This is a genomic window from Phreatobacter sp., assembly GCF_030691135.1.
Taxonomy (GTDB): Bacteria; Pseudomonadota; Alphaproteobacteria; order Rhizobiales; family Phreatobacteraceae; genus Phreatobacter.
The window spans coordinates 173060-194293 of sequence record NZ_JAUYFA010000085.1; the positions used below are offsets into that span (position 1 = coordinate 173060).

General features: G+C 69.9%; 21 protein-coding genes and 1 tRNA gene. 14 read left to right on the top strand and 8 right to left on the bottom strand.

The genetic code is table 11. The features are described from left to right. Positions 1-25: 25 nt before the first annotated feature. The gene (locus Q8O26_RS16190; RefSeq protein ID WP_305577404.1) at positions 26-1498 is read right to left on the bottom strand and encodes an amidase; all 1473 of its coding nucleotides are present in this window, start codon (positions 1496-1498) and stop codon (positions 26-28) included. 225 nt (positions 1499-1723) lie between these two features. Here Q8O26_RS16190 and Q8O26_RS16195 point away from each other — a divergent pair, with 225 nt between their 5' ends. Together Q8O26_RS16195 and Q8O26_RS16200 are read left to right on the top strand one after the other, a co-directional pair. After that, positions 1724-3298 carry a GMC family oxidoreductase gene (locus Q8O26_RS16195; protein WP_305577406.1) on the top strand — a complete coding sequence of 525 codons (1575 nt, stop codon included), beginning with the start codon at positions 1724-1726 and terminating at the stop codon, positions 3296-3298. Next, a complete protein-coding gene (locus Q8O26_RS16200; protein ID WP_305577408.1) occupies positions 3295-3708 on the top strand; it encodes a hypothetical protein in 414 nt (137 codons plus the stop codon). The genes Q8O26_RS16195 and Q8O26_RS16200 overlap by 4 nt, the downstream gene beginning before the upstream one ends. Positions 3709-3721: 13 nt before the next feature. Here the strand turns inward: Q8O26_RS16200 and Q8O26_RS16205 are convergent, their stop codons facing one another. Then, on the bottom strand, positions 3722-4840 hold the full coding sequence (locus Q8O26_RS16205; RefSeq protein ID WP_305577410.1) for an FAD-dependent oxidoreductase: 1119 nt from the start codon (positions 4838-4840) through the stop codon (positions 3722-3724). Beyond that, positions 4833-5537, bottom strand: a complete 705-nt coding sequence (locus tag Q8O26_RS16210) for a DUF2064 domain-containing protein (RefSeq protein WP_305577412.1) — start codon at positions 5535-5537, stop codon at positions 4833-4835. Before Q8O26_RS16210 ends, Q8O26_RS16205 begins: the two co-directional genes overlap by 8 nt. 294 nt (positions 5538-5831) lie before the next feature. Between Q8O26_RS16210 and Q8O26_RS16215 the strand changes: the two genes are divergently transcribed. The 4 genes from Q8O26_RS16215 (at position 5832) to Q8O26_RS16230 (ending at position 9677) form a co-directional block, all read left to right on the top strand. After that, positions 5832-6797 carry a radical SAM protein gene (locus Q8O26_RS16215; protein WP_305577414.1) on the top strand — a complete coding sequence of 322 codons (966 nt, stop codon included), beginning with the start codon at positions 5832-5834 and terminating at the stop codon, positions 6795-6797. A gap of 35 nt (positions 6798-6832) precedes the next feature. Beyond that, on the top strand, positions 6833-7471 hold the full coding sequence (locus tag Q8O26_RS16220; protein WP_305577416.1) for a hypothetical protein: 639 nt from the start codon (positions 6833-6835) through the stop codon (positions 7469-7471). A 275-nt stretch (positions 7472-7746) separates the two neighbouring features. Beyond that, complete coding sequence (locus tag Q8O26_RS16225; RefSeq protein WP_305577418.1) at positions 7747-9045, top strand: type IV secretory system conjugative DNA transfer family protein; 1299 nt, start codon at positions 7747-7749, stop codon at positions 9043-9045. After that, the gene (locus tag Q8O26_RS16230) at positions 9045-9677 is read left to right on the top strand and encodes a hypothetical protein (protein ID WP_305577419.1); all 633 of its coding nucleotides are present in this window, start codon (positions 9045-9047) and stop codon (positions 9675-9677) included. The genes Q8O26_RS16225 and Q8O26_RS16230 overlap by 1 nt, the downstream gene beginning before the upstream one ends. Before the next feature lie 238 nt (positions 9678-9915). Here the strand turns inward: Q8O26_RS16230 and Q8O26_RS16235 are convergent. Beyond that, positions 9916-10000, bottom strand: a tRNA-Leu gene (locus Q8O26_RS16235). A gap of 103 nt (positions 10001-10103) precedes the next feature. On the opposite strand from Q8O26_RS16235, the gene Q8O26_RS16240 reads away from it, so the two are divergent. The 3 genes from Q8O26_RS16240 (at position 10104) to Q8O26_RS16250 (ending at position 13154) form a co-directional block, all read left to right on the top strand. Beyond that, complete coding sequence (locus Q8O26_RS16240) at positions 10104-10349, top strand: DUF1674 domain-containing protein (RefSeq protein ID WP_305577421.1); 246 nt, start codon at positions 10104-10106, stop codon at positions 10347-10349. A gap of 136 nt (positions 10350-10485) precedes the next feature. Next, positions 10486-11904 (top strand): DUF1800 family protein, encoded by a 1419-nt coding sequence (locus Q8O26_RS16245; RefSeq protein ID WP_305577423.1) that lies wholly within the window; start codon positions 10486-10488, stop codon positions 11902-11904. Between the two features lie 20 nt (positions 11905-11924). After that, positions 11925-13154, top strand: a complete 1230-nt coding sequence (locus Q8O26_RS16250) for a DUF1501 domain-containing protein (protein WP_305577425.1) — start codon at positions 11925-11927, stop codon at positions 13152-13154. A 27-nt stretch (positions 13155-13181) separates the two neighbouring features. Here the strand turns inward: Q8O26_RS16250 and gloB are convergent, their stop codons facing one another. Continuing rightward, a complete protein-coding gene (gene gloB, locus Q8O26_RS16255; protein ID WP_305577427.1) occupies positions 13182-13949 on the bottom strand; it encodes a hydroxyacylglutathione hydrolase in 768 nt (255 codons plus the stop codon). Between the two features lie 132 nt (positions 13950-14081). On the opposite strand from gloB, the gene Q8O26_RS16260 reads away from it, so the two are divergent. Continuing rightward, a complete protein-coding gene (locus Q8O26_RS16260) occupies positions 14082-14837 on the top strand; it encodes a class I SAM-dependent methyltransferase (protein ID WP_371134585.1) in 756 nt (251 codons plus the stop codon). On the opposite strand, the gene Q8O26_RS16265 is transcribed toward Q8O26_RS16260, so the two are convergent. The 3 genes from Q8O26_RS16265 to aroA are packed head-to-tail and all read right to left on the bottom strand — an operon-like array spanning position 14834 to position 17165. Next, on the bottom strand, positions 14834-15199 hold the full coding sequence (locus tag Q8O26_RS16265; RefSeq protein WP_305577430.1) for a helix-turn-helix domain-containing protein: 366 nt from the start codon (positions 15197-15199) through the stop codon (positions 14834-14836). The genes Q8O26_RS16260 and Q8O26_RS16265 overlap by 4 nt on opposite strands. Then, on the bottom strand, positions 15196-15831 hold the full coding sequence (gene cmk / locus Q8O26_RS16270) for a (d)CMP kinase (RefSeq protein WP_305577432.1): 636 nt from the start codon (positions 15829-15831) through the stop codon (positions 15196-15198). Before cmk ends, Q8O26_RS16265 begins: the two co-directional genes overlap by 4 nt. Continuing rightward, the gene (gene aroA / locus Q8O26_RS16275) at positions 15828-17165 is read right to left on the bottom strand and encodes a 3-phosphoshikimate 1-carboxyvinyltransferase (protein ID WP_305577434.1); all 1338 of its coding nucleotides are present in this window, start codon (positions 17163-17165) and stop codon (positions 15828-15830) included. Before aroA ends, cmk begins: the two co-directional genes overlap by 4 nt. Before the next feature lie 133 nt (positions 17166-17298). On the opposite strand from aroA, the gene Q8O26_RS16280 reads away from it, so the two are divergent. The 4 genes from Q8O26_RS16280 (at position 17299) to Q8O26_RS16295 (ending at position 21118) form a co-directional block, all read left to right on the top strand. Next, the gene (locus Q8O26_RS16280; protein ID WP_305577436.1) at positions 17299-17709 is read left to right on the top strand and encodes a TIGR02300 family protein; all 411 of its coding nucleotides are present in this window, start codon (positions 17299-17301) and stop codon (positions 17707-17709) included. 185 nt (positions 17710-17894) lie between these two features. Continuing rightward, positions 17895-18734: a ribosome maturation factor RimP gene (gene rimP, locus Q8O26_RS16285; RefSeq protein ID WP_371134586.1), complete on the top strand. Its 840-nt coding sequence runs from the start codon at positions 17895-17897 to the stop codon at positions 18732-18734. A 13-nt stretch (positions 18735-18747) separates the two neighbouring features. After that, positions 18748-20346 (top strand): transcription termination factor NusA, encoded by a 1599-nt coding sequence (gene nusA, locus Q8O26_RS16290; protein ID WP_305577438.1) that lies wholly within the window; start codon positions 18748-18750, stop codon positions 20344-20346. Positions 20347-20365: 19 nt separating this feature from the next. After that, positions 20366-21118, top strand: coding sequence for an RNA-binding protein (locus Q8O26_RS16295; protein ID WP_305577440.1), 753 nt, complete (start codon positions 20366-20368; stop codon positions 21116-21118). Positions 21119-21234: the final 116 nt, after the last annotated feature.

Genomic DNA, 21234 nt, shown 5'->3' on the forward strand with positions numbered 1-21234 from the left:
GCGACCGGCAATCGTTCCCCGATTCCTAGAGCGCGGTGACGTGATGGGCGGGCACCGCGCCGCCGTTCCACTGCCCGCCGAGCGCCCGCTCGACCTGCGCCGCCACCTGCAGCAGCAGGCCGTCGCCGGCCTGCCGCGTCTGCAGCTGGATGCCCATGGGAAGCCCGTTCGGCAGGTGGCCGAACGGGATGGACAGGCCGGGGATGCCGCACAGGTTGGACAGCGGCGTATAGGCGAAGATCGCCCACAGATTGGCGAACCAGTCGTGGACCGACGGGTTCTCGCTCACCGTCAGATAGTCGCGCGTGCCGATGAGCGGCGTCGGCTTCGCCATGGTCGGCGTCAGGATGATGTCCCAGTCCTGGAAGAAGGCGCCGAAGCCGCGCGAGGCGGTGTTGAAGGCGAGCTGCATCCGCGTGCGCTCGGAATAGGTGGCGTCGATGCCGGCGGCCCAGAGGCGCACGTTCATCGGTTCGACCTTGTCCTCCGGCGGCCGCGTCAGGCCCCGCGGCTCGAGCAGCAGGGCGATGGTCTGGGCGAAATTGGTGATGTAGCAGGTCGTCTGCGCCGCGAAGGCTGCGGCCAGGTCGATGGGCGGCACGGCCCAGTCGACATGGTGGCCGAGGTCCTCGAGGAAGCGACCTGCCCGTTCGAGCTCGGCGACGATCTCCGGGCTCGCCCGGTACGGTCCCCATTCGTGCGACATGGCGATGCGCAGCTTGCCGGGGTCGCGGCGGATCAGGTCGCCATAGGGCTCGTTGGCGCTCCAGTAGGGCATGAACTCGCCCGGCGCGCCGCCGCGGCAATGGTCGACGAAGGCCGCCGTGTCGCGCACCGAACGGGAGAGGCAGCCCTGCGAGGACACGACGCTGGCGAGGTCCGATCCGCCCGGAGCGATCGAGAAGACGCCGCGCGAAGGTTTCAGGCCGACGAGGCCGTTGACCCCCGCCGGGATGCGGATCGAGCCGCCGCCGTCGGTGCCGTGCGAGATCGGTGTCGCCCCGGCCGCGACCATGGCGGCCGATCCGGCGGAGGAGCCGCAGGTCGTGTAGGCGGTGTCCCAAGGGTTGCGGGTGACGCAGAGCGTGTTCTCCGCCGAACTGCAGACGCCGAATTCCGGCGTTGTCGAGCGGCCGATGATGTTGAGGCCGGCCTTGCGGATCTTCCCCGTGAGATGGCTGTCGGTGGTCGCGACATTCCCCTGCATCAGCAGCGAGCCCATCTCCTGCAGGCGCCCCTTCAGCGTCGGGCCGAGATCCTTCATCAGATAGGGCACGCCGGCGAAGACGCCGGCCGGGTCCATGCCGTCCTTCAGCGGGTCGGCGACGACGTCGTCGAAGATCTCCACCACCGCATCGAGGGCCGGGTTGAGGCCGGCGACCGCGGCGCTGGTCTGGGCCGCGAGTTCGGTCGCGGTGACGTCGCCCTTCCGCACGCGCTCGGCGAGGGCGGTCGCATCGTGGCGGGCCCATTCGCTCCAGCTCATCGCCAATGTCATGTCGGTCTACCCTCGGTTGCGGTTCGGCTCAGAGATCCTGAATCGACGCTCCGGCCCGGCAGGACCACCGCGCCTTCCGCATGGCCGCGATGCATTTGCGGGGTTCCGAACGCTCCGGGCGGCCCGCACGCCAGCCGTCGGTTAACTCCCCCTGCGTAAGGCCGACTTGCCTTGCCGTTCGGAAGGTCGAAGGATGGCGTCCTGTCCGGGAGGAGCCTCGTGTCCATGAAGCGTCTCGAACCTGTCGATGTCGTCGTCGTTGGTGCTGGCCTCGGCGCTGCCGCCTTCACCCGACACCTCGCCGAGGAAGCCCCCTCCCTGTCCATCGTCGTGCTGGAGCGCGGCGGCTGGGTCGATCGCGCCGCGCTGCCCGCCTACAAGGCCGATTTCCAGCGCGATGTGCTGGGGCCCTATGCGACTTCCCCCAATGTCCGGCTGGCGGCCGGGGGCCTGGCCCCCTCGGCCGATTACGCCGTCGACGACAGCCAGTCGGACTTCAAGCCGCTGATGTGGAGCGGCGTCGGCGGGTCCACGGTCAACTGGGCGGCCCATTTCCCGCGCTTCCACCCCTCGGATTTCCGCACCCGGACCCTCGACGGCGTCGGCGACGACTGGCCCTTCACCTATGCCGATCTCGAACCCTTCTACGACCTCAACGATGCCCGCTTCGGCATTGCCGGTCTCGCCGGCGACCCCGCCTATCCGCCCAAGCCCCAACGCCCCATGCCGCCCATCGCCCTCGGCAAGCTCGGCATGACCGCGGCCCGCGGGTTCGACCGCCTTGGCTGGCACTGGTGGCCGGTCGATTCGGCGATCAACAGCCGCGTCCATGATGGCCGTCCGGCCTGCAACCATTGCGGCCCCTGCCAGCAGGGTTGCGTCACCGGCGCCAAGGCCTCGACCGACATGACCCACTGGCCTCAGGCCATCGCCCGCGGCGTCGAGATGCGCACCGGGGCGGTCGTGCTGCAGGTCGAGATCGCCGCCGGGCGGGTCACCGGCGTCACCTATCGCACGGCCGGGGGCGACGTCTTCCAGCCCGCCGGGACGGTGGTGGTAGCCGGCAACGGAGTCGGGACGGCGCGCCTGCTGCTCGCCTCCGGCGTGACCGCGCCGGCTCTCGGGCGCAATCTCATGTATCACGGCGCCGGTTATGTCCGCGGCTTCTTCGCCGAGGACCTCGACGGTCCCGTAGGCCCGACCGGCTGCTCCATCTACAGCCATGAGTTCTACGAGACCGACCGCTCCCGCGGCTTCGTCCGCGGCGTCCATCTCCAGGCCACCCGGGAAAACCCGCTGGCGGTCCAGGCGGCGCGTCTCGCCGAGCCCTGGGGCACCGCGGCGCATGCCGCCCTGCTGCGCGAGTTCCGAAGGTCCATGGCCATCCTCGTCGTCAACGAGGACCTGCCCGAGCCGGAAAATCACGTCGCCCTGACCGGTGAGACCGCCGCCGACGGCCTTCCCGGCGTCAAGGTCGTCTACCGCCTCTCCGACCATTCCCGCCGCGCCCTCGATTTCGGGCTCGACCGGGCCGAGGAGATGCTGCGCGCCGCCGGCGCCGTCGAGACCGTGCGGGTGCCGCTCGCCCCCTTCACCGGCTGGCACCTGCTCGGCACCGCCCGGATGGGCACTGATCCCGCCACTTCGGTCACCGACGGCAGCGGCCGGGTCCATGGCGTCAGCGGCCTGATCGTCGCTGACGGCAGCCTGTTCACCACCTCGGCGGCGGTCAATCCCGGCTCCACCATCGGTGCTGTCGCGACCAAGGTCGCCGACGATCTCGCGAGGGCAGCGGCATGAAGGCCAGTTTCGACGACACTGTTCTCGACACGCTGTTTCCCGGCCTCGGGGCCATCCCGCCGGCCAGCCGCGCGGGCCTCGACGCCACTGCCGTCCTGACGCGCCACGGCGCCGTGCTGACGGCGATCGCCGCGGCGGCGGGAGGCGAGGCCGCCTTCGTCGCCGCCGATACCGGGACGCGCGCCGGTCTCGTCGAGACGGTCGGAACCGCCGAGCCGGCGGCCTTCCAGGCGCTCGTTCTTGCGGTCTCCGCGCTCTATCACGCCAGCGCCCCGGTGGTGGAGGCCTATGGCTGGGTGGCGCGTGCGCCCCAGCCCCGGGGCTTCGCAGTCGGTGCGCCGACAGACGAGGCCGAGGCCGCGCAGCTTCTCGAGAAGGTGCGGGCGCGCCGGCAGATCTGGCGGGCCTGACGGCGGCCGGCGTTCAGCCTGGCGACCCGGCCGCGAACCGCGCCATGAAGCTGCGGTCGAGCCAGTCCTTCCAGCGCCAGACCCAGCGCCCCTCGACCGCGAGCCAGCGGCCGCGTCCGGCGATGGCGCTGCCGTCGCCGGTTGCGAGAATGGCGAGATAGTCGCGCTGGGCGCGATAGGACCCGAGCGGTTCGGCGCGGACGCGGCGCCGCAGATTGGCGATCAGCGGCGGGCCCTGCCGGACCGCGAAGACGCCGGCCTTCTCGCGCCGGTCGCCTTCTATCGCGGCACAGTCGCCGACCGCGAAGATGGCGCCGTCGGTCACGCTGGCGAGGGTGTCAGCGGTCAGCACCGAGCCGTCGGCCGCCTGGCGCAGTCCCGTGGTCGCCAGCCAGGCTGGCGCGCGGGCGGCCGTCGAGACGATGACCGCGTCGGCGGCGATACGCTGCCCTGTCGTGTCCACGGCGCCCTCCGGATGGACCTCGGCAATACGGCAGGGGGCGAGAAGCGTTACGTCGCGCCGGGCGAGGGCGGCGCGCACGCGCTGCTGCATGCGCGGATTGAGCGAGGGCGTCACCGCATCGCCAGCGGCGATGGCGATCCATGGCTGTGCCGCCTGAGCCTGAAACCGCGTGCGCAGCGCCAGCGCGATCTCGACGCCTGCCGGGCCGCCGCCGACCATCAGGATGCGGCGCGGCACAGCTTCGCCGGCAAAGAGTGTGTCGAGCTGTTGCAGCAGGCCGCTGATGGGCTTGACCGCAATGGCGTGCCGGTCGGCACCGGCGATGCCGGTGAGGTCGGGCGTGATGCCGAGGTTGAGGGAGAGCGTGTCATAGGCGAGGCGTTCGCCATCGGCGAGCAGCAGCTCGCGGCTTTTGCGGTCGATGCCGACGGCGGTGCCGCGGCACAGGGCCACGCCGCAGCGCCGGGCGAGCCCTTCGAGGTCGATATGCATCTCGGCCCGTGAATAGACGCCCGCGACATGGCCGGGCAGCATGCCGGAATAGGGAGTCATCACGCGGTCGGTGACGAGCGTCAGGCGGGCCCCCGGCTCCGGCCGGTCGCCGAATTCACGCAGCACCTGGACATGGGTATGGCCGCCGCCGACGAGGGCGATGTGGTGGTCAGCCATGCCCGATGTCCCCGTCGAGACGGGCAAGCGCCGCACGCGTCGCGGGCGCCGCCTCCGGCGCGGCTGCCAGTGCCGACCTCAGCCAGGCGAGATCAGCCGCGTCGTCGACGTCGTTCTGTTCGGGCAGGAGGTGGACGTGGAGCCCGTTTGCCGCCGCCCGCCGCAGCGTTTCAGCCAGCACGCCCGCTGTGCTCCAGGCCATCGGCGCGAAGAGCGGCGCCGCCGCTGCCGAGGTGACGCCGATGAGGCCATAGCCGCCGTCGGGGCTCGGCATGATCACCACGTCCCTGGCGCCGCCACGGCGCAGGATGTCCGCCGCCGCCACCAGGACCTCCGGCGCGAGCAGCGGCAGGTCGGTCCCCATCACCATCGCCCCGGCCGGATGCCACGCCAGAAGCTGGGTGAGCGCCGACCACATGGTGGCGCCGAGTTCGCCGTGGTCGCAGGGCACCAGCGGCCAGTCCTGACCGATGACCGCCGCGAGTTCGGAAGCCGCATCGGCGGGCCGGAAGAAGACCGAAGCGGCGAGGGCGGTCCGCCCTGCGGCTGCGGCCACGGCGCCCGCGCTGTCCCTGAGAAAGGCACCGGCCAGCGCGGCGGCCGGCCCGTCGCCGATGCCGGTGGCAAGGCGTGTCTTGGCGATCCCCGGCCGTGGCGGCTTGGCCATGAGGCCGATGCCGATCGTCGCATCCGTCATGTCTTCGTCCATTCGTCGGGTCGCTGGCCGCCGGCACGCGGCGGATCGACCGGTCCGGGGCTGCAGGTCAACAGGCCTGCGGGTCGACATCGCATGCTGAACCCATCGGCCTGCGACATGTTGCCTTCGGGAAAATCGGCGCTTTTGTTTCGCCTCTCACATGAACGTGTGGCCGTCGCGCCCCCTCCGGCTTGAAACAGGCCTCGGCCTCGTGACACCAAGACCTTCTCCCGGCGTAACGAATGGTGTCGGGACCGCGAATGGCCGACGAGACCCGAGGAGGAGTGGACCCCGTTGGAGCAGTCACTGCGAGAGCCTACAGGCCGGAACATCGGCAAGTTCGAACATCCGGCCATTACCGCCAAGGGTGAGCGCCGCGCTGCGGTCGCGCTGAAGCGGCTGGAGACACTCTGGTTCAACACCGGGACGCTCTGCAACATCACCTGCCGCAACTGTTACATCGAGAGTTCGCCGAAGAACGACCAGCTGGCCTATCTGAGGCTCGCCGATGTGCATTCCTATCTGGACGAAATCCGCCGCGACAGCCTGCCCGTCACCATGATCGGCCTCACCGGCGGCGAGCCCTTCATGAACCGCGAGATCATCCCGATCCTCGAGGCGGTGCTTTCCGCCGGCTACGAGACGCTCGTCCTCACCAATGCGATGCGGCCGATGATGCGCCACAAGGCCGACCTGCTGCGGCTGCGCGACACCTATGGCGCCAGGCTGCGCATCCGCGTCTCGCTCGACGATTACCGCGCCGCGGTGCACGACGCCGAGCGCGGCCCCGACGCCTTCCGCAAGGCCATGGAGGGGCTGCGCTTCCTCTCCCGTGAGGGTTTCCGGCTGGAACTCGCCGGCCGCCGTCTCGGCGATGACGCGGGCGGCGACGCGCGCGCCGGCTATGCGCGGATGCTCGCGGACGAAGGCATCGCCATTGCCTGCGACGACCCGGTCGCCCTGGTGATCTTTCCCGAGATGGGGACCGAGGCCGATCCGCCGGAGATCACCGAGGCCTGTTGGAACATCCTGCACAAGAGCCCGGACGACGTCATGTGCGCCACCGCGCGCATGGTCGTGCGCCGCAAGGGGGCGGAGGCGCCGGTGGTGCTCGCCTGCACGCTCATCGCCTATGATTCCCGCTTCGAGCTCGGCCACACCCTCGCCGAGGCGGCGGTGGCCGTGCCGCTCGCCCATCGCTCCTGCGCGACCTTCTGCGTGCTGGGCGGCGCCGCCTGCGGTGCCGCGGCCCCGGCGTGAGCCGGGCGGGCGCCCCCGCCGCTGCGGCGGCGCCCGTGCTGCCGACCGTTGAGCGCCGGCCTGCCGCAACGGCGTCGAGGCCGGACTTCAGCGTCATTCTGCCGCTCGCCGCCGAGGAACTCCTCCCGGAAGCCCTGATCTCCCTTCTGCCCCCTGACATGGAAGTGATCCTGGCGCGCGGCGGCTCGCGGGCCGACAGCCTCAATGCGGGCGCAGCCGTCGCCACCGGCGCTCACCTCTGGTTCGTCCATGCCGATACGCGGCTCACGCCCGGGGCGATCGCCGCCCTGCGCGCGGCGGCGGCGCAGGCGCCCGAGGCCTTGCTCTTCTTCGATGTCGGCTTCGACGGCCCCGCCATCATGGCGCTCAACGGCGCCGGCGTCCGGCTGCGCTCGCATCTTCTGCGCCTGCCCTTCGGTGACCAGGCCCTGTGCCTCGGCGCCGCCGTCTTCCATCGCCTTGGCGGCTACCCCATCGTGGTTCGCGGCGAGGATCATCTCTTGGTCTGGCGGGCCCATCGCGCCGGCGTGCCCGTGCGGCCCGTCGGGGCCCGCGTGACCACCAGCAGCCGCCGCTATGCCAGACGCGGCTGGGCGCTGACCACCGCCACGCATCTCGTCCTGACGGTTCGCCAGGCCCTGCCGGAATTCATCGCCTATCTCCGCGGCCGCTGACCGGGCAGGGCGCATCGGCGGGTCGGGACGCGCCGATTTCGCGGGTGAAAAGCTGCGCGCAGCCGACTGGTGCCCTCCCAACCCCTGCGAAAGCCGCAGAGTCGGTCGCCGGGTAATGCCCGCGTCAAATCTCTTCACGCGGCAGCAGGACTGTATTGACGACGGAGTCGCTGGTGTGATTCGATCACCTCAGAGAGCAGCAAGCGCTGCTGAGGGCCAATCCTAGGGCGGGGCACCGCCACCTCGCGCGCCTCCAGTCGACAAGGGATACACTGATGACCAGCGGTATCATGCTGGGCTGGGAGCGCGGTATCGCGTCTTCCAGCCGGATCGGATTCATGCGGCCTGACGAACGCACCACTGGCCTGCGCCGGGCGCGCGGCCCGGTTCTCGACAAGGGTGAGGGGCACGCACTCGTCGTCGCTCCGACAGGGGCCGGGAAATCGCGGTCGGTCGCCATCCCGCAGTTGCTGCACTGGAACGGCTCTGCCGTGGTGCTCGACATCAAGGGCGAACTCCACGCGACCACCGCGGCCTTCAGGCGCGACAGTCTCGGTCACCGGGTCGTCGTGCTCGATCCCTGGGGGGTTACGGACGCGCCTTCGGATCATCTCAACCCCCTCGACCGTTTGGCTCGCAAGGACGCGAACATTCCCGATCTCGCCTACGAGGCGGCATCGATGCTCGTTCCCTCGTCGGATATGCGCCTGGACCCGTTCTGGATGGAGCGGGGACAAACGCTGATCGCCGGCCTGATCGCGTTCTGCGCCACGCGGCCCTCGGCGGAATATGACGGCAGCTTCCGGCGCGTTTGGGAGATGCTGCACGCCGACGACGTGATCTACAGCATTGCCTCCTCCCTGGATCTCCATGAGAAGGCCGTGCATCCCTTCGCACGGAGCATCCTCGCCGCATTCCTCCAGACGACGGAGACCACGCGCTCGGGCATCCTGGCGACTGCCCAATCGCTTGTCCGGGTCTTTGCGAGCGCTCCGGTTCAGGCGGCGGTTCACAACACGACATTCAGCCTGAAGCAACTTCAGGACGGTGGGAAGGTCACCGTCTATCTGGTCGTACCGCCCGCCTTGCTGGAATCCCATGCCGGTCTGGTGCGGGTCTGGCTCTCGAGCCTGATCGGCACGCTGCTGGAACGGAAGCACCGGCCGCGTCTGCCGACGCTGCTGGTGCTCGATGAGGTGGCGCAGCTCGGACGCATGCCGCAAATCTCCACCATCATGACGCTTTCGCGGGGCTATGGCGTGCGTGCCATGCTCTTCATGCAATCCCTCCGGCAGCTCACGGCAACCTATCCGAACGCCACGGCGCTGATCGAGAACGCTGGCGTGATGATGACGTTTGGCCATTCCAACCTGGCGCAGTCGTCTGACATGGCGGCACTGTTCGGCGACGTCACCGCCGATGCGCTCTACCGGCTTCCGCAGAGCGATCTCGCCGTTAAATGCGCTGGCTCCGACACCCAGTTCCTCACACGCTGCGACGGCCTCTACGACACGTTGTTTCGCGGGAGGGCGACGCCCAATCCCATGTTCATCCATGAAAGGGGGGCAGCGTGATGACCATGGGTGAACCTGCCAGGCGTCGGCTTTCACGCCGCGCCGTGCTGCAAGGGGCGGGGGCATCGGCCGCCGCGCTGCCGCTGCTCGCCGTGCCGGACGAGACAGGAGCAGCCGTCATACAGCCTGCCCCGAAAGATCCGGCAATCCGTCCAACTCCTGAAGCCTATGAGGCGGCCTATCGTGAAGCGCTCCACGAAGTGTGGCGTGCCGGGGTCACCTTTCACCAGCTTGTCGCAACAGGCCTGCGCAACCATGCGGATCTGCGGCCCGATGACGCCATGTGGCTGTATGCGCTGGCCAACAATCTGCGCGACAACAACAGATACTTGTGTTCGCCACCCTACGATCTGCGGAGCCGGATTGTGTCGGGCGGCTATGCGAGTTTCGTCTCGGGGGACAAGGGCGTGCAGGTGAGGCTGAAGAAAAAGGGCAGGGCGGTTGTCGCTGCCATCGATGGTATCCTGAGCAGCAACGCCAGGCACATGTATTGGTTCGGGCCGGATATGAGTGCTCTCGCCACGATTCCGGCACCGCTGTCGCACATGGAAGATGCGTGGAGAGAAATCGATCGCTATCGGCTCATGCCTGATCCGTACGCGGCTTCTGGCGTTCGGCATTCCGGCGCGTGAAATCGCAGCTCTGCGAGCGGCCTGTCCGATGCATGGCCTTCGGCTGCAGGCCACGACAAAATCCGCCTGACGCCATTGCAACCGAAACGTCCTTGCGCTGCCCTCCCCGATGCCCTGCACAAAGCGGTCCCTGATGGCCTGAGGCCCATCAAGCCTGTCGGTGGTCTCCGGCAACAGGAGAATGCCGCAAAAGACCTGGCAGCGGCGGCCTACCGATGAACAGCCTTGAACAGACAGGTGGTGCCCCTAGCCGGGATCGAACCAGCACTCCTTGCGGAACTCGATTTTGAGTCGAGCGCGTCTACCAATTCCGCCATAGGGGCAACGCGCGGCGGACTATAGCCACGACCGGCGTCGGGTCAACGCCGCCAGGGCAGGATCCGGCGAGCCTTGACTTGGGCCCTGCCGACGCCATCTTCAGGCCCGATGAGCGATAACCCCGTCTTCACCACCGCCGTTGCCATCGAGCAGCCCACCGCTCGCATCGAGACCCCGGTCAAGGTGCTGTCGGAAGCGGCGAAGCGCGCCCTGGCCGAAGCGGCCGAACGCCGTGCGGCACTCGATGCAAGGGCGGCCGAGCTCGCCGCCCATCCCGAAATCCATGGCCGCGGTGGCGTCGATCCCGTGCGCTACGACGACTGGGAGGTCGGCGGCATCGCCGTCGACTTCTGACACGCTCCCGTCGTTGACGAAGTCTTGACATGGCGCGCATGCCGCACGTCGCGGCATTGACCCTTTTTTGCCGGATTTGCCATCTACTGAGGCGCGGCGCTCGACAGCGCCCTGCAACGCCGCATGGGTGAAACCGATGGCTGCCCGCGATCGTCTCGACGCCGTTCTCGCCGGACGCTTCGGCCTCGGCCCCCGTCTTGGGGACGATCCGGCTGCCCGGCGCGATGTCGCCTCCGCGCTGGAGCGCGAGATGGCGCGCGGCGGTCAGCTTCCGCCGGGCGCCGGCGCCTTGCCCACCAGCGCCGCCGCCCTTGCCCTCAACGGTGAATTCCAGCCGGAGGAGCGGCGCCTTGCCGCGCGACAGGAGCGCGAGACCGCCGAGAAGGCCGCCGCCGACGCCATGGAGGCCGCCCGACGGGCCGGCCAGCGTCCCCCGCCCGGCTACCAGCCCCCGGCCTCGCGCATCTTCCGCGACGAGGTCGCCTTTCGCCTGCGCGCGGCGATGGAGGCCGAGATCGGCTTCACCGAGCGGCTGGTCTGGTTCTGGTCCAACCATTTCGCCGTCGCCGTCGCAAAGGGCGAGCAGCTTCGCCTCACCGCCGGCGCCTTCGAGCGCGAGGCGATCCGCCCGCATGTCCATGGCTCCTTCCGCGCCATGCTGAAGGCGGTAGAGCAGCATCCGGCCATGCTGATCTATCTCGACAACCGCCAGTCTGTCGGCCCGGCGTCCCGCGCCGGCCAGAGGCGGGGGCGGGGCCTCAACGAGAACCTCGCCCGCGAACTCCTTGAGCTGCACACGCTCGGCGTCGACGGCGGCTACAGCCAGGCCGACGTGACGAGCCTCGCCCGCGCCATCACCGGCTGGACGGTGCCGGGTCGCTTTGACGAAGACGCCGAGCTGGGTGCCTTCTTCTTCAACGCCAACCGTCACGAGCCCGGTCCGAAGACGGTGCTGGGGCGCACCTATCCCGATGCCGGTCGCGCCCAGGGCGAGGCGATCCTCGACGACCTCGCCCGCCATCCGGCCACCGCCCGCCACATCGCCACGAAGCTCGCCCGCCACTTCATCGCTGACGATCCGCCGGCAGAGCTGGTGGCGGCGCTGGCGCGCGCCTTTGCCCGCAGCGACGGCGACCTGCCCACCGTCTATCGCGCCCTCATCGCCGCCAGCCCCTCCCATCCGGAGCCGCGCAAGCTGCGCCCGTCGCTTGAATTCGCCGTGGCGGCGCTGCGCATGACCGGACGGCCCGTCGATCCCGGACAGGCGCTCTTCGTCACCCAGCTCCTGGGGCAGCCGATCTGGAACCCCCCGGGGCCGAACGGCTTTCCCGATACCGACGCGCAGTGGGCGACGCCCGACGGCCTGAAGGTGCGGCTCGAGACGGCCATGACCTTCGCCCGACAGACGCCCGGCGCCGCCAATCCGCTGGCGATCCTCGATGCGACGCTCGGCTCCGCCTGTTCGCCGGCGACCCGCCAGGCCGTGGCCCGCGCGGAGAGCCGCGCCCAGGGCCTCGCCATCCTGCTGATGAGTCCCGAGGTCCAGCGCCGCTGAGCGGCAGTGAGGAGGAGCCCATGCTCTGCGAGGACGAGATCCATCCCAGCCGCCGCGCCATCCTCGGCGCCGCCGGTGCGCTCTTCGCCTGGAGCTTCGCGCCGCGCTACGCCTTCGCCGCAAGCGGTCGCGATCCGCGCCTCGTCGTGGTGGTGCTGCGCGGCGCGCTCGACGGCCTGGCCGCCGTGCCGCCGGTCGGCGATCCCGCCTATGTCCCGCTGCGCCCGGGCCTTGCCCTGCCGACCTCCGGCGACGGCGCGGCCCTGCCGCTCGACGGCTTCTTCGGCCTCCATCCCGCCATGCCGAACCTCGCCCGTCTCTACCGGACGAAGCAGGCGGCCATCGTCCATGCCACCGCCACCGGCTATCGCGAGCGCTCGCATTTCGACGGGCAGGACGTGCTGGAGAGCGGCCAGCCGCGCCCCGGCCTCACCCAGTCCGGCTGGCTCAACCGCGCCATCGCGCTGCTGCCACCCGGCGAGCGGATCGCTGCCAGGGGCGCGCTCGGCATCGGCGCCATCGCGCCGCTGGTGGTGCGCGGTCCGGCGCCGGTCCTCGGATGGGCGCCGCAGGGCCTGCAGCAGGCCGATGACGACGTCGCCCGCCGCGTCCTGCAGCTCTATGACGAGCGCGAGCCGCGGCTCGCAGCCGCCCTGCGCCAGGGCCTCGACACCAGCCGTATGGCGACCGCCTCGGGACTTGGCGCCCTGCGCCCGCGATCGAGCCCGGCCGACCCGGAAGGCATGGCGCTGATCGCCACCGGCGCGGCGAAGCTCATGGCCGCGCCCGACGGGCCGCGCGTCGCGGCGCTCGCTCTCGAAGGCTGGGACACCCATGTCAATGCGGGCGGGGCGACCGGGCAGCTCGCCACCCGGCTCGGCGGGCTCGACCGCGTCTTCGCCATCTTCGAGGAGGAGCTGAAGCCGGTCTGGCGCGACACGGTCGTGGTGGTGATGACCGAGTTCGGCCGCACCGCCCGGGTCAACGGCACCATCGGCACCGACCATGGCACCGCCACCGTCGCCTTCCTCGCCGGCGGCGCCGTGAACGGCGGCCGCGTCATCGCGGACTGGCCGGGTCTTGGCGCCAACCGCCTGTTCGAGGGCCGCGACCTCGCCGCCACCACGGATCTGCGTGCCGTGCTCAAGGGCGTCCTCGTCGACCATCTCGGCCTCGACGCCAGGCCCCTGGCCGAGACGATCTTCCCCGGCACGCTGGCGCTGGCGCCGATGCGCGGCCTGGTCGGCTAGGGCCGCGCCGGCGGTCGTTGCGGGCGCTTACGCCTTGTTCTTGCGCTCGCGCAACTCGGCGAAGACTTCCGCCGGCAGTGCGCCCTTCATGCCGAGCACGGCGGCGATGGCGGCGTCGTCGGCGCGCAGGAAAGGGTTGGTGGCCTTCTCCTGTCCGAGCGTGGTCGGCAGCGTCGGCCGGCCGGCGGCGCGCAGGCTCGCGACCTCCGCGGCGCGGATTTTCAGCGCCTGGTTGTCGGGGTCGACCGTCACGGCAAATGTCGCGTTCGAGCCGGTATACTCGTGGCCGCAATAGACGGCGGTGTCGTCGGGCAGGGCGCGCAGCACCTTCAGCGCCTCCCACATCTGCTGCGGCGTGCCCTCGAACAGACGGCCGCACCCAAGCGAGAACAGCGTGTCGCCGGAGAACAGGATCTTCTCCGCCGCGAAATGATAGGCGATGTGCCCGACCGTATGGCCGGGCGTGTCGATGACGTCGGCTTCGAGCGAGCCGAAACGGGCCTTGCCGCCCGGTGCGACGGTCTCGTCGACCAGCGGGATGCGGTGGGCGTCGGCGGCATTGGCGATGACATGGGCCCCCGTCGCCGCCTTCACCGCCTCGATGCCCTGCACATGGTCCGGGTGGTGGTGGGTGACGAGGATATGGCTGATCGTCCAGCCCTTCGCCTTCGCCGCGGCGAGGACCGGTTCGGCCTCCGGCACGTCGATGGCGGCCGTCGCGCCGGTCGCCGGATCATGGATCAGCGCGCCGAAATTGTCGCTGAGGCAGGTGAACAAATGAACGTCGGCGGCCATGGGCATCTCCGGAGCGAGGGGGGATCGGTCGAAACCGTTCACCCTGGCCGCTCTATGCCATTGCCTGTGGCCGATGGCCATTCCATTCTCCGGCCGGCCGGCATGCCGCCTGGCCCTTGCGGAAAGCCCGCCTTGTCTGACGTCATCGACCTGCGCGCCTTTTATTCCTCGCCTCTCGGCATGGTCGCGCGGCGCATGGTGACGCGCGCGGTGCGCACCCACTGGCCCTCGGCGCGCGGAATGCTGACGGTGGGGCTCGGCTATTGCACGCCCTATCTCGGCATCTTCCGCGAGGAGGCCGACCGCTCCCTCGCCTTCATGCCGGCGCGCCAGGGCGTCATCTCCTGGCCGACGGCCCGGCCGGGGCGTGCCGCCCTGGTCGAGGACGACATGCTGCCGCTGGCCGATGCTGCCGTCGACCGGCTGCTCATCGTCCATGCGCTGGAAGTCTCGAACGATGTCCAGGCCCTGCTGCGCGAGGCCTGGCGGGTGCTGGCTGCCGGCGGCAAGGTGCTGGCGGTGGTGCCCAACCGCCGCGGCCTCTGGGCCCAGCGCGACACTACGCCCTTCGGGCAAGGGCGCCCCTATTCCGCTCGCCAGCTCACCGAGCTGATGCGCCAGTCGTCCTTCACGCCGGTGGCCTGGAGCCAGGCCCTGTGGGTGCCGCCGGTGCGGCGGTCGCTCATCCTCGGCTCGGCCATCGCCTGGGAGCGCACCGGTTCGGCCTTGAACCTGCCCTTCGCCGGCGTCCATCTGGTGGAAGCGACGAAGCAGGTCTACAAGCCCGCCCCGCTGCGGCGCGAGCGCACCGTCGAGCTGTTCCGGCCCGTGCTCTCCCCCCAGCCGGCGACGCGCGCCGCCGAGCGGCGGAGCGAGAGGGCGGACTAGCGCCCCGGCAGCTTCGACTTCAGCACGAAGAGCAACTCGCCGATCTCCTCGTCCGACAGCAGCGACACCCGCCGCGCCAAGAGGTTGGCGAGTTCGGTCGCCTGCGGCGAGAGGCCCGACGTGTCGATGACGATGCGCGGATGGGAGATCTCGGCGAGCTTCGCCAGTTCCTCCGCCTCGTCCCAGATGATGCCGAAATAGGCGATGATGCGCTGGATCAGGTACCAGCTCGGACGCCCGCGCTTGCCGTGCTCCAGCGCCGAGAGATAGGCGGGCGAGACGCCCACCGCTTCCGCCATGGCGGTGAGGGTGGCGCCGCGCGCCTCGCGCAGGGCGCGGACCCGGGCGCCGAACGGCGTCATCGCCGGCGGGCCTCGACGGCGGCCAGCGCCGCCGCATAGGCCGCCTCGATGTCGAGATGCGTCGTGTCCAGCGTCACCGCGTCGGCCGCGACCGCGAGCGGTGCGTCGGCCCGGCCGGAATCGCGTGCGTCGCGACGGGCGATGTCGGCGAGGACGGCGGCGAGCGCTTCCGCCGTGTCGGCGCATTCACCGCGCCCCACCAACTCGCGGAAGCGCCGGCGTGCGCGCTCCTCCGGGCTCGCCGTGACGAAGAGCTTGGCCTCGGCCTGCGGCGCGATCACGGTGCCGATGTCGCGACCGTCGAGCACGGCGCCGCCAGCCTGGGTCGCGAAACTGTGCTGCAGGGCGAGGAGCGCCCGCCGCACCGGCCCGTGGGCGGCGACGACCGAGGCAGCCTCGCCCGCCTCGCGGGTCCTGAGCCTCTCCGCGTCGAGATCGGCGAGGTCGAGATGCTCGGCGATGACCTGGGCGATCTCGACATTGTCGAGCGGGAAGCCCCTGTCGCGCATGATCTGGCCGACGCCGCGATAGAGCAGGCCGGTATCGAGATGCGGCAGGCCGTAATGGGCGGCGATGCGCCGGGCGAGTGTGCCCTTGCCCGAGGCCGCCGGTCCGTCGATGGCGATGATCACGAGAAATCCGCCCCGAGGCCGCGCATCAGGCCGACGAAATCGGGGAAGCTGGTGGCGATGAAGCCGGTATCGTCCACCGTCATCGGCTGGGCCGTGGCGAGCCCCATGACAAGGAAGCTCATGGCGATGCGGTGATCCATGTGGGTCTCGACCGTGCCGCCCCCCGGGGCCTTGCCGTTGCCGGCGACGATGAGGTCGTCGCCCTCGATGACATGGTCGACCCCCGCCGCGGCGAGGCCTGCCGCCACCGCCGCGAGCCGATCGGATTCCTTCACCCGCAACTCGTGCAGGCCGCGCATGCGCGTCGGACCGCTGGCGAAGGCCGCCGCCACCGCGAGGATGGGATATTCGTCGATCATCGCCGGCGCCCGGTGCGCCGGGACGTCGACGCCGGTCAGGCGCGACCCATGGACGCGCAGGTCGGCGATGTCCTCGCCCGATTCGACGCGCGGGTTCAGCACCTCGATCTCGGCGCCCATCTCGATCAGCGTCGTCAGCAGGCCGGTGCGCAGCGGGTTCATCATGACGCCGGTGACGGTCACGTCAGAGCCGGGAACGATCGCCGCGGCGACGATGGGAAAGGCCGCCGAGGATGGATCGGCCGGCACCACGACCGGCGCCGGCTTCAGCTCGGGCCGGCCGACGAGGTCGATCCGCCGTCCGTGCTCGCCATGCGGCGTCACGGTCACGGTGGCGCCGAAATGGCTCAGCATCCGCTCGGTATGGTCGCGCGTCGCCTCCTTCTCGATCACCGTCGTGATGCCCGGCGCGTTGAGGCCGGCGAGGAGCACGGCGGATTTCACCTGCGCCGAGGCCACCGGTGATTCATAGGTCACCGGCACGGCGTCCTTCGGGCCCTCGATGGTCAGCGGCAGGCGTCCGCTCTCGCCCTGGGCGACCACCGTCACGCCGAACAGTTCGAGCGGGTCGAGGGCGCGCCGCATTGGCCGCTTGCGCAGCGAGGCGTCGCCGTCGAACGTCGCGCGGATCGGATGGCAGCCGACGACGCCCATCATCAGCCGGCACCCGGTGCCCGAATTGCCGAAGTCGAGCGGCTCTGTCGGCTGCTTCAGCCCGCCGACGCCGACGCCGTCGACCCGCCAGGCGCCCGGCCCGGTGCGCTCCACCGTCGCGCCGAGCTGGCGGCACACCTTGGCGGTGTTGATGACGTCCTCGCCTTCGAGCAGGCCGGATATCCGCGTCTGGCCGACCGTCAGCAGCCCGAACATCAGGGCGCGGTGGGAAATGGACTTGTCGCCAGGCACGGTCAGGCTGCCTGTCAGAGCAGCGCCACGGCGGGCGGTCAGCGGGGTCTTGGTCTGCGAGGCGCTCAAGGTTCGAAGGTCCCGTCCGTTCGAAAAACCGATCCCGCGCTCTATCCCGCGCCGCAAGCCACTTGACAAGCCGGGTCTCTGCGTCCAACTGACCCCCCTTCAAACGAAGTGCGATCTATTCAGGGAGTCCGCTGTGGCGAGACCCGAACTCGGCGTGAAGCGCATCTGCCCCACGACCGGCAAGAAGTTCTACGATATGAACCGCGATCCCATCGTCTCGCCCTACACGGGCGAGGTGCTGCAGCGTGTCATTTTCGAGCCCACGCGCCGCGGCGCGGCGGCAGCCGCAGCCAAAGTGGTGCCTCAGGTCAACGAGGAAGATGCCGAGCTCGAGGTTCCGGACGCCGAACTGGTCAGCCTCGAAGAGGCGGATGAGGAAGAGGCGTCCACGGCCAAGGCGGCCACCGTCGACGACGACGTGGACGTCGACGTCGAGGATGCCGCCGATGACGACGACACCTTTCTCGCCGAGGACGAGGATGAGGACGACGGCGACGTCAGCGACCTCATCGGCGACGCCGCCGACGACGAGGACGACCAGTAGGATGGGTGGGGCCGTCGGGCGGCGACGCCCGCGGCCCTCTTGCGCTTCGGTCGCGCCGGGCGTATGAGTTCTGCCGACTTCGGTCATTCATACACCCTCATCGATGGCTATCGTGAGAGTGGGTTCCTGCGGGGACCCGCTCTTTTTGTTTCCGCCGCCGTCGGGACCACTTTTCGGAGTTTCGATTGTCTGCGGAAGAGCCGCGCATCACCGATGATCTGCCCGTGCCGGGACCCGTCGCGGCCGAAGCCGATCCGCGTCTGATTGTCGAGACCGGCGTCGCCGCCCGCGTCGCCGCCATCGCCGGGCCGGTGCTGGAGGGCCTCGGTTACCGGCTGGTGCGCGTGCGCATCTCCGGCTCGCAGGCCGGCGGCTCGACGCTGCAGATCATGGCCGAGCGGCCCGACGGCACGTTCACCATCGCTGATTGCGAGGCGACCAGCCGGGCTCTTTCGCCGGTCCTCGACGTCGAGGATCCGATCGTCGCCGCCTATAATCTCGAGATCTCCTCGCCGGGCATCGACCGGCCGCTCGTCCGCGTCGGCGACTTCGCGCGCTGGGCCGGCTACGAGGCGAAGATCGAGATGGCGGTGGCGCAGGCCGGCCGCAAGCGCTTCCGCGGCTTCGTGCTCGGCGCCGAGGGCACCGGTGCCCGCATCAGGCGCACCGACATCAAGGGCGACGAGCCCGCCGAGATTCTCCTCCCCATCGAGGAGATCGGCGAGGCGCGCCTCGTCCTCACTGACGACCTCATCCGCGAGGCCCTGCGCCGGGCCAAGGCCGCCGGCCGCGCCCCCGACGATGACGACGAGGACGCGGAGTTCGACGAGGACGGCGAGACGGCCGAAGACGCCACGGAAGCGGCGGCCGACGACACCGACCTCGTCATCGTCCGTCCCGGCACGCCGCGCCCGGTCCGCGCCGACCCGGCGCCGAAGAAGAAGCCTTCGCCCGGTACGCCCTATTCGCGCGGTCCCAAGCCCAAGGGCCCGGGCCGTTATGCCAAACCCAAACCATCCCGCTAGAGGGGAATGAACAATGGCCGTCTCGGCAAACCGACTGGAATTGCTGCAGATCGCAGATGCGGTGGCACGCGAGAAGCAGATCGATCGCCAGATCGTCCTCGAAGCCATGGAGGACGCGATCCAGAAGGCGGCCCGCTCGCGCTACGGTCAGGAGACCGAGGTGCGCGCCGAGATCAATGCGAAGTCGGGTGAGATCCGCCTGTCCCGCCTGCTGCAGGTGGTCGACGAGATCGACAACGTCGCGACCCAGATCGCCACCGAGGAAGCCCGCCGCAAGAATCCCGCCGCCCAGCCCGGCGACTGGATCGCCGAGACGCTGCCGCCCTTCGACTTCGGCCGCATCGCCGCGCAGTCGGCCAAGCAGGTCATCGTCCAGAAGGTCCGCGAGGCCGAGCGGGACCGCCAGTTCGACGAGTACAAGGATCGCGTCGGCGAGATCGTCTCCGGCCTGGTCAAGCGCGTCGAATACGGCAATGTCGTCGTCGATCTCGGCCGCGGTGAGGCGATCATCCGCCGCGACGAACTGATCCCGCGCGAGATGTTCCGCAACGGTGACCGCGTCCGCGCCTATCTCTTCGACGTCCGCCGCGAGCAGCGCGGACCGCAGATCTTCCTGTCCCGCACCCATCCCCAGTTCATGGCCAAGCTCTTCGGCCAGGAAGTCCCGGAGATCTATGACGGCATCGTCGAGATCAAGGCGGTGGCCCGCGATCCCGGTTCGCGCGCCAAGATCGCCGTCGTCTCGCGCGATTCCTCCATCGACCCCGTCGGCGCCTGCGTCGGCATGCGTGGCTCGCGTGTCCAGGCGGTGGTGGCCGAACTGCAGGGCGAGAAGGTCGACATCATCCCATGGAACCCTGATATCGCCACCTTCGTGGTCAACGCCCTCGCCCCGGCAGAGGTGGCCAAGGTCGTGCTCGACGAGGACCGCGAGCGCATCGAGGTCGTGGTGCCCGATCCGCAGCTCTCGCTGGCCATCGGCCGCCGCGGCCAGAACGTCCGTCTCGCCTCGCAGCTCACCGGCTGGGACATCGACATCCTCACCGAGGCCGAGGAGAGCGAGCGCCGCCAGGCCGAGTTCGAGGTCCGCACCAAGCTGTTCATGGGCGCCCTGGACGTCGACGAGGTGGTCGGCCAGCTCCTCACCTCCGAGGGCTTCCGCTCCGTCGAGGAGGTCGCCTATGTCGAAATCTCCGACCTCGCCTCCATCGAGGGCTTCGACGAGGATACCGCGCAGGAACTGCAGCGCCGCGCTCTCGACACCATCGCCCGCATCGAGGCCGAGCACGACACCAAGCGCAAGGAACTCGGCGTCGCCGACGACCTGCGCCAGGTCGACGGCCTGACCACCGCCATGATGGTCAAGCTCGGCGAGAACGACGTGAAGTCGCTCGAGGACTTCGCCGGCTGCGTGCCCGACGACATCGTCGGCTGGACCGAACGCAAGGACGGACAGTCGGTGAAGAATGCCGGCTTCCTCGACGGCTTCGAGCTCACCAAGGACGATGCCGAGGCCATGATCATGCAGGCCCGCGTCAAGGCCGGCTGGATCGAGGCGCCCGAGGTTGCCGAGGTCGAGGTCGAGACGGCCGAAGTCGAAGCCGAAGCCTGAGCCGGGGAGATGGGTGGGAGTGGTCATCGCGGTGGAGAACGACGCGCCTGAGCCGACGCTGGACGGCGGGCCCCTCACGGGGCGCGCCGGCAGTGAGCGCACGTGCATCGTCAACCGCCGCGCCGGCCCGCCGGACGGCCTCATCCGCTTCGTCCTCGGCCCCGACGACATGGTCGTCCCCGACCTCAAGGCCCGCCTGCCGGGACGCGGTGCCTGGGTGACGGCCACCCGCGCCGCCGTCGGCGAGGCGGTCAGACGCAAGCTCTTCGCCCGCGCCTTCAAGACCCAGGTGGCGGGACCGGCCGATCTGCCGGCCCTGGTGGATCAGCTCCTCGAGGCTCAGGCGCTCGCCTCGCTGTCGCTCGCCAACAAGGCCGGCGCCGTGGTCGCCGGTTTCTCCAAGGTGGAGGCGGCGCTGGCCGGCGACACCGCCGCAGGCCTTATTCACGCCTCGGATGCCAGCGACGATGGCGTTCGCAAGCTCGGCCAGGTCCTGCGTCGCATCTTCGGCGACGAGCCCGACACCTTGCCGCGGGTGACGACGTTCACCTCGCTGCAATTGGATTTGGCATTGGGGCGCATGAATGTGATACATGCTGCGCTGCTCGCAGGCGGGCCGAGCGAAAATGCACTCGCGCGCTGCACGGCCCTCGAGGTTTACCGCACTGGTGACGTGACCGGAGGGCAACCTTCGGCTGCCGTCAACGAGCCGAAACACCGAATTTCCAGGACGCAGCTGCCTGGTGCAGGACCAGAACCGAATGACCGATGAGAAGACCTCCGGCGACAAGACCCTCAGCCTGACGGGGAAGACCCTCAGCCTGAAGAAGCCCGCCGGTAACGAACAGAGCATGGTTCGCCAGAGCTTCAGCCACGGCCGCACCAAGA

Bases quoted from the DNA above. Each gene is read 5' to 3' on its own strand.
- Q8O26_RS16190 (WP_305577404.1), bottom strand. From the start codon at position 1,498: ATGACATTGGCGATGAGCTGGAGCGAATGGGCCCGCCACGATGCGACC.
- Q8O26_RS16195 (WP_305577406.1), top strand. From the start codon at position 1,724: ATGAAGCGTCTCGAACCTGTCGATGTCGTCGTCGTTGGTGCTGGCCTC.
- Q8O26_RS16200 (WP_305577408.1), top strand. From the start codon at position 3,295: ATGAAGGCCAGTTTCGACGACACTGTTCTCGACACGCTGTTTCCCGGC.
- Q8O26_RS16205 (WP_305577410.1), bottom strand. From the start codon at position 4,840: ATGGCTGACCACCACATCGCCCTCGTCGGCGGCGGCCATACCCATGTC.
- Q8O26_RS16210 (WP_305577412.1), bottom strand. From the start codon at position 5,537: ATGACGGATGCGACGATCGGCATCGGCCTCATGGCCAAGCCGCCACGG.
- Q8O26_RS16225 (WP_305577418.1), top strand. From the start codon at position 7,747: ATGACCAGCGGTATCATGCTGGGCTGGGAGCGCGGTATCGCGTCTTCC.
- Q8O26_RS16230 (WP_305577419.1), top strand. From the start codon at position 9,045: ATGACCATGGGTGAACCTGCCAGGCGTCGGCTTTCACGCCGCGCCGTG.
- Q8O26_RS16240 (WP_305577421.1), top strand. From the start codon at position 10,104: ATGAGCGATAACCCCGTCTTCACCACCGCCGTTGCCATCGAGCAGCCC.
- Q8O26_RS16245 (WP_305577423.1), top strand. From the start codon at position 10,486: ATGGCTGCCCGCGATCGTCTCGACGCCGTTCTCGCCGGACGCTTCGGC.
- Q8O26_RS16250 (WP_305577425.1), top strand. From the start codon at position 11,925: ATGCTCTGCGAGGACGAGATCCATCCCAGCCGCCGCGCCATCCTCGGC.
- gloB (WP_305577427.1), bottom strand. From the start codon at position 13,949: ATGGCCGCCGACGTTCATTTGTTCACCTGCCTCAGCGACAATTTCGGC.
- Q8O26_RS16265 (WP_305577430.1), bottom strand. From the start codon at position 15,199: ATGACGCCGTTCGGCGCCCGGGTCCGCGCCCTGCGCGAGGCGCGCGGC.
- nusA (WP_305577438.1), top strand. From the start codon at position 18,748: ATGGCCGTCTCGGCAAACCGACTGGAATTGCTGCAGATCGCAGATGCG.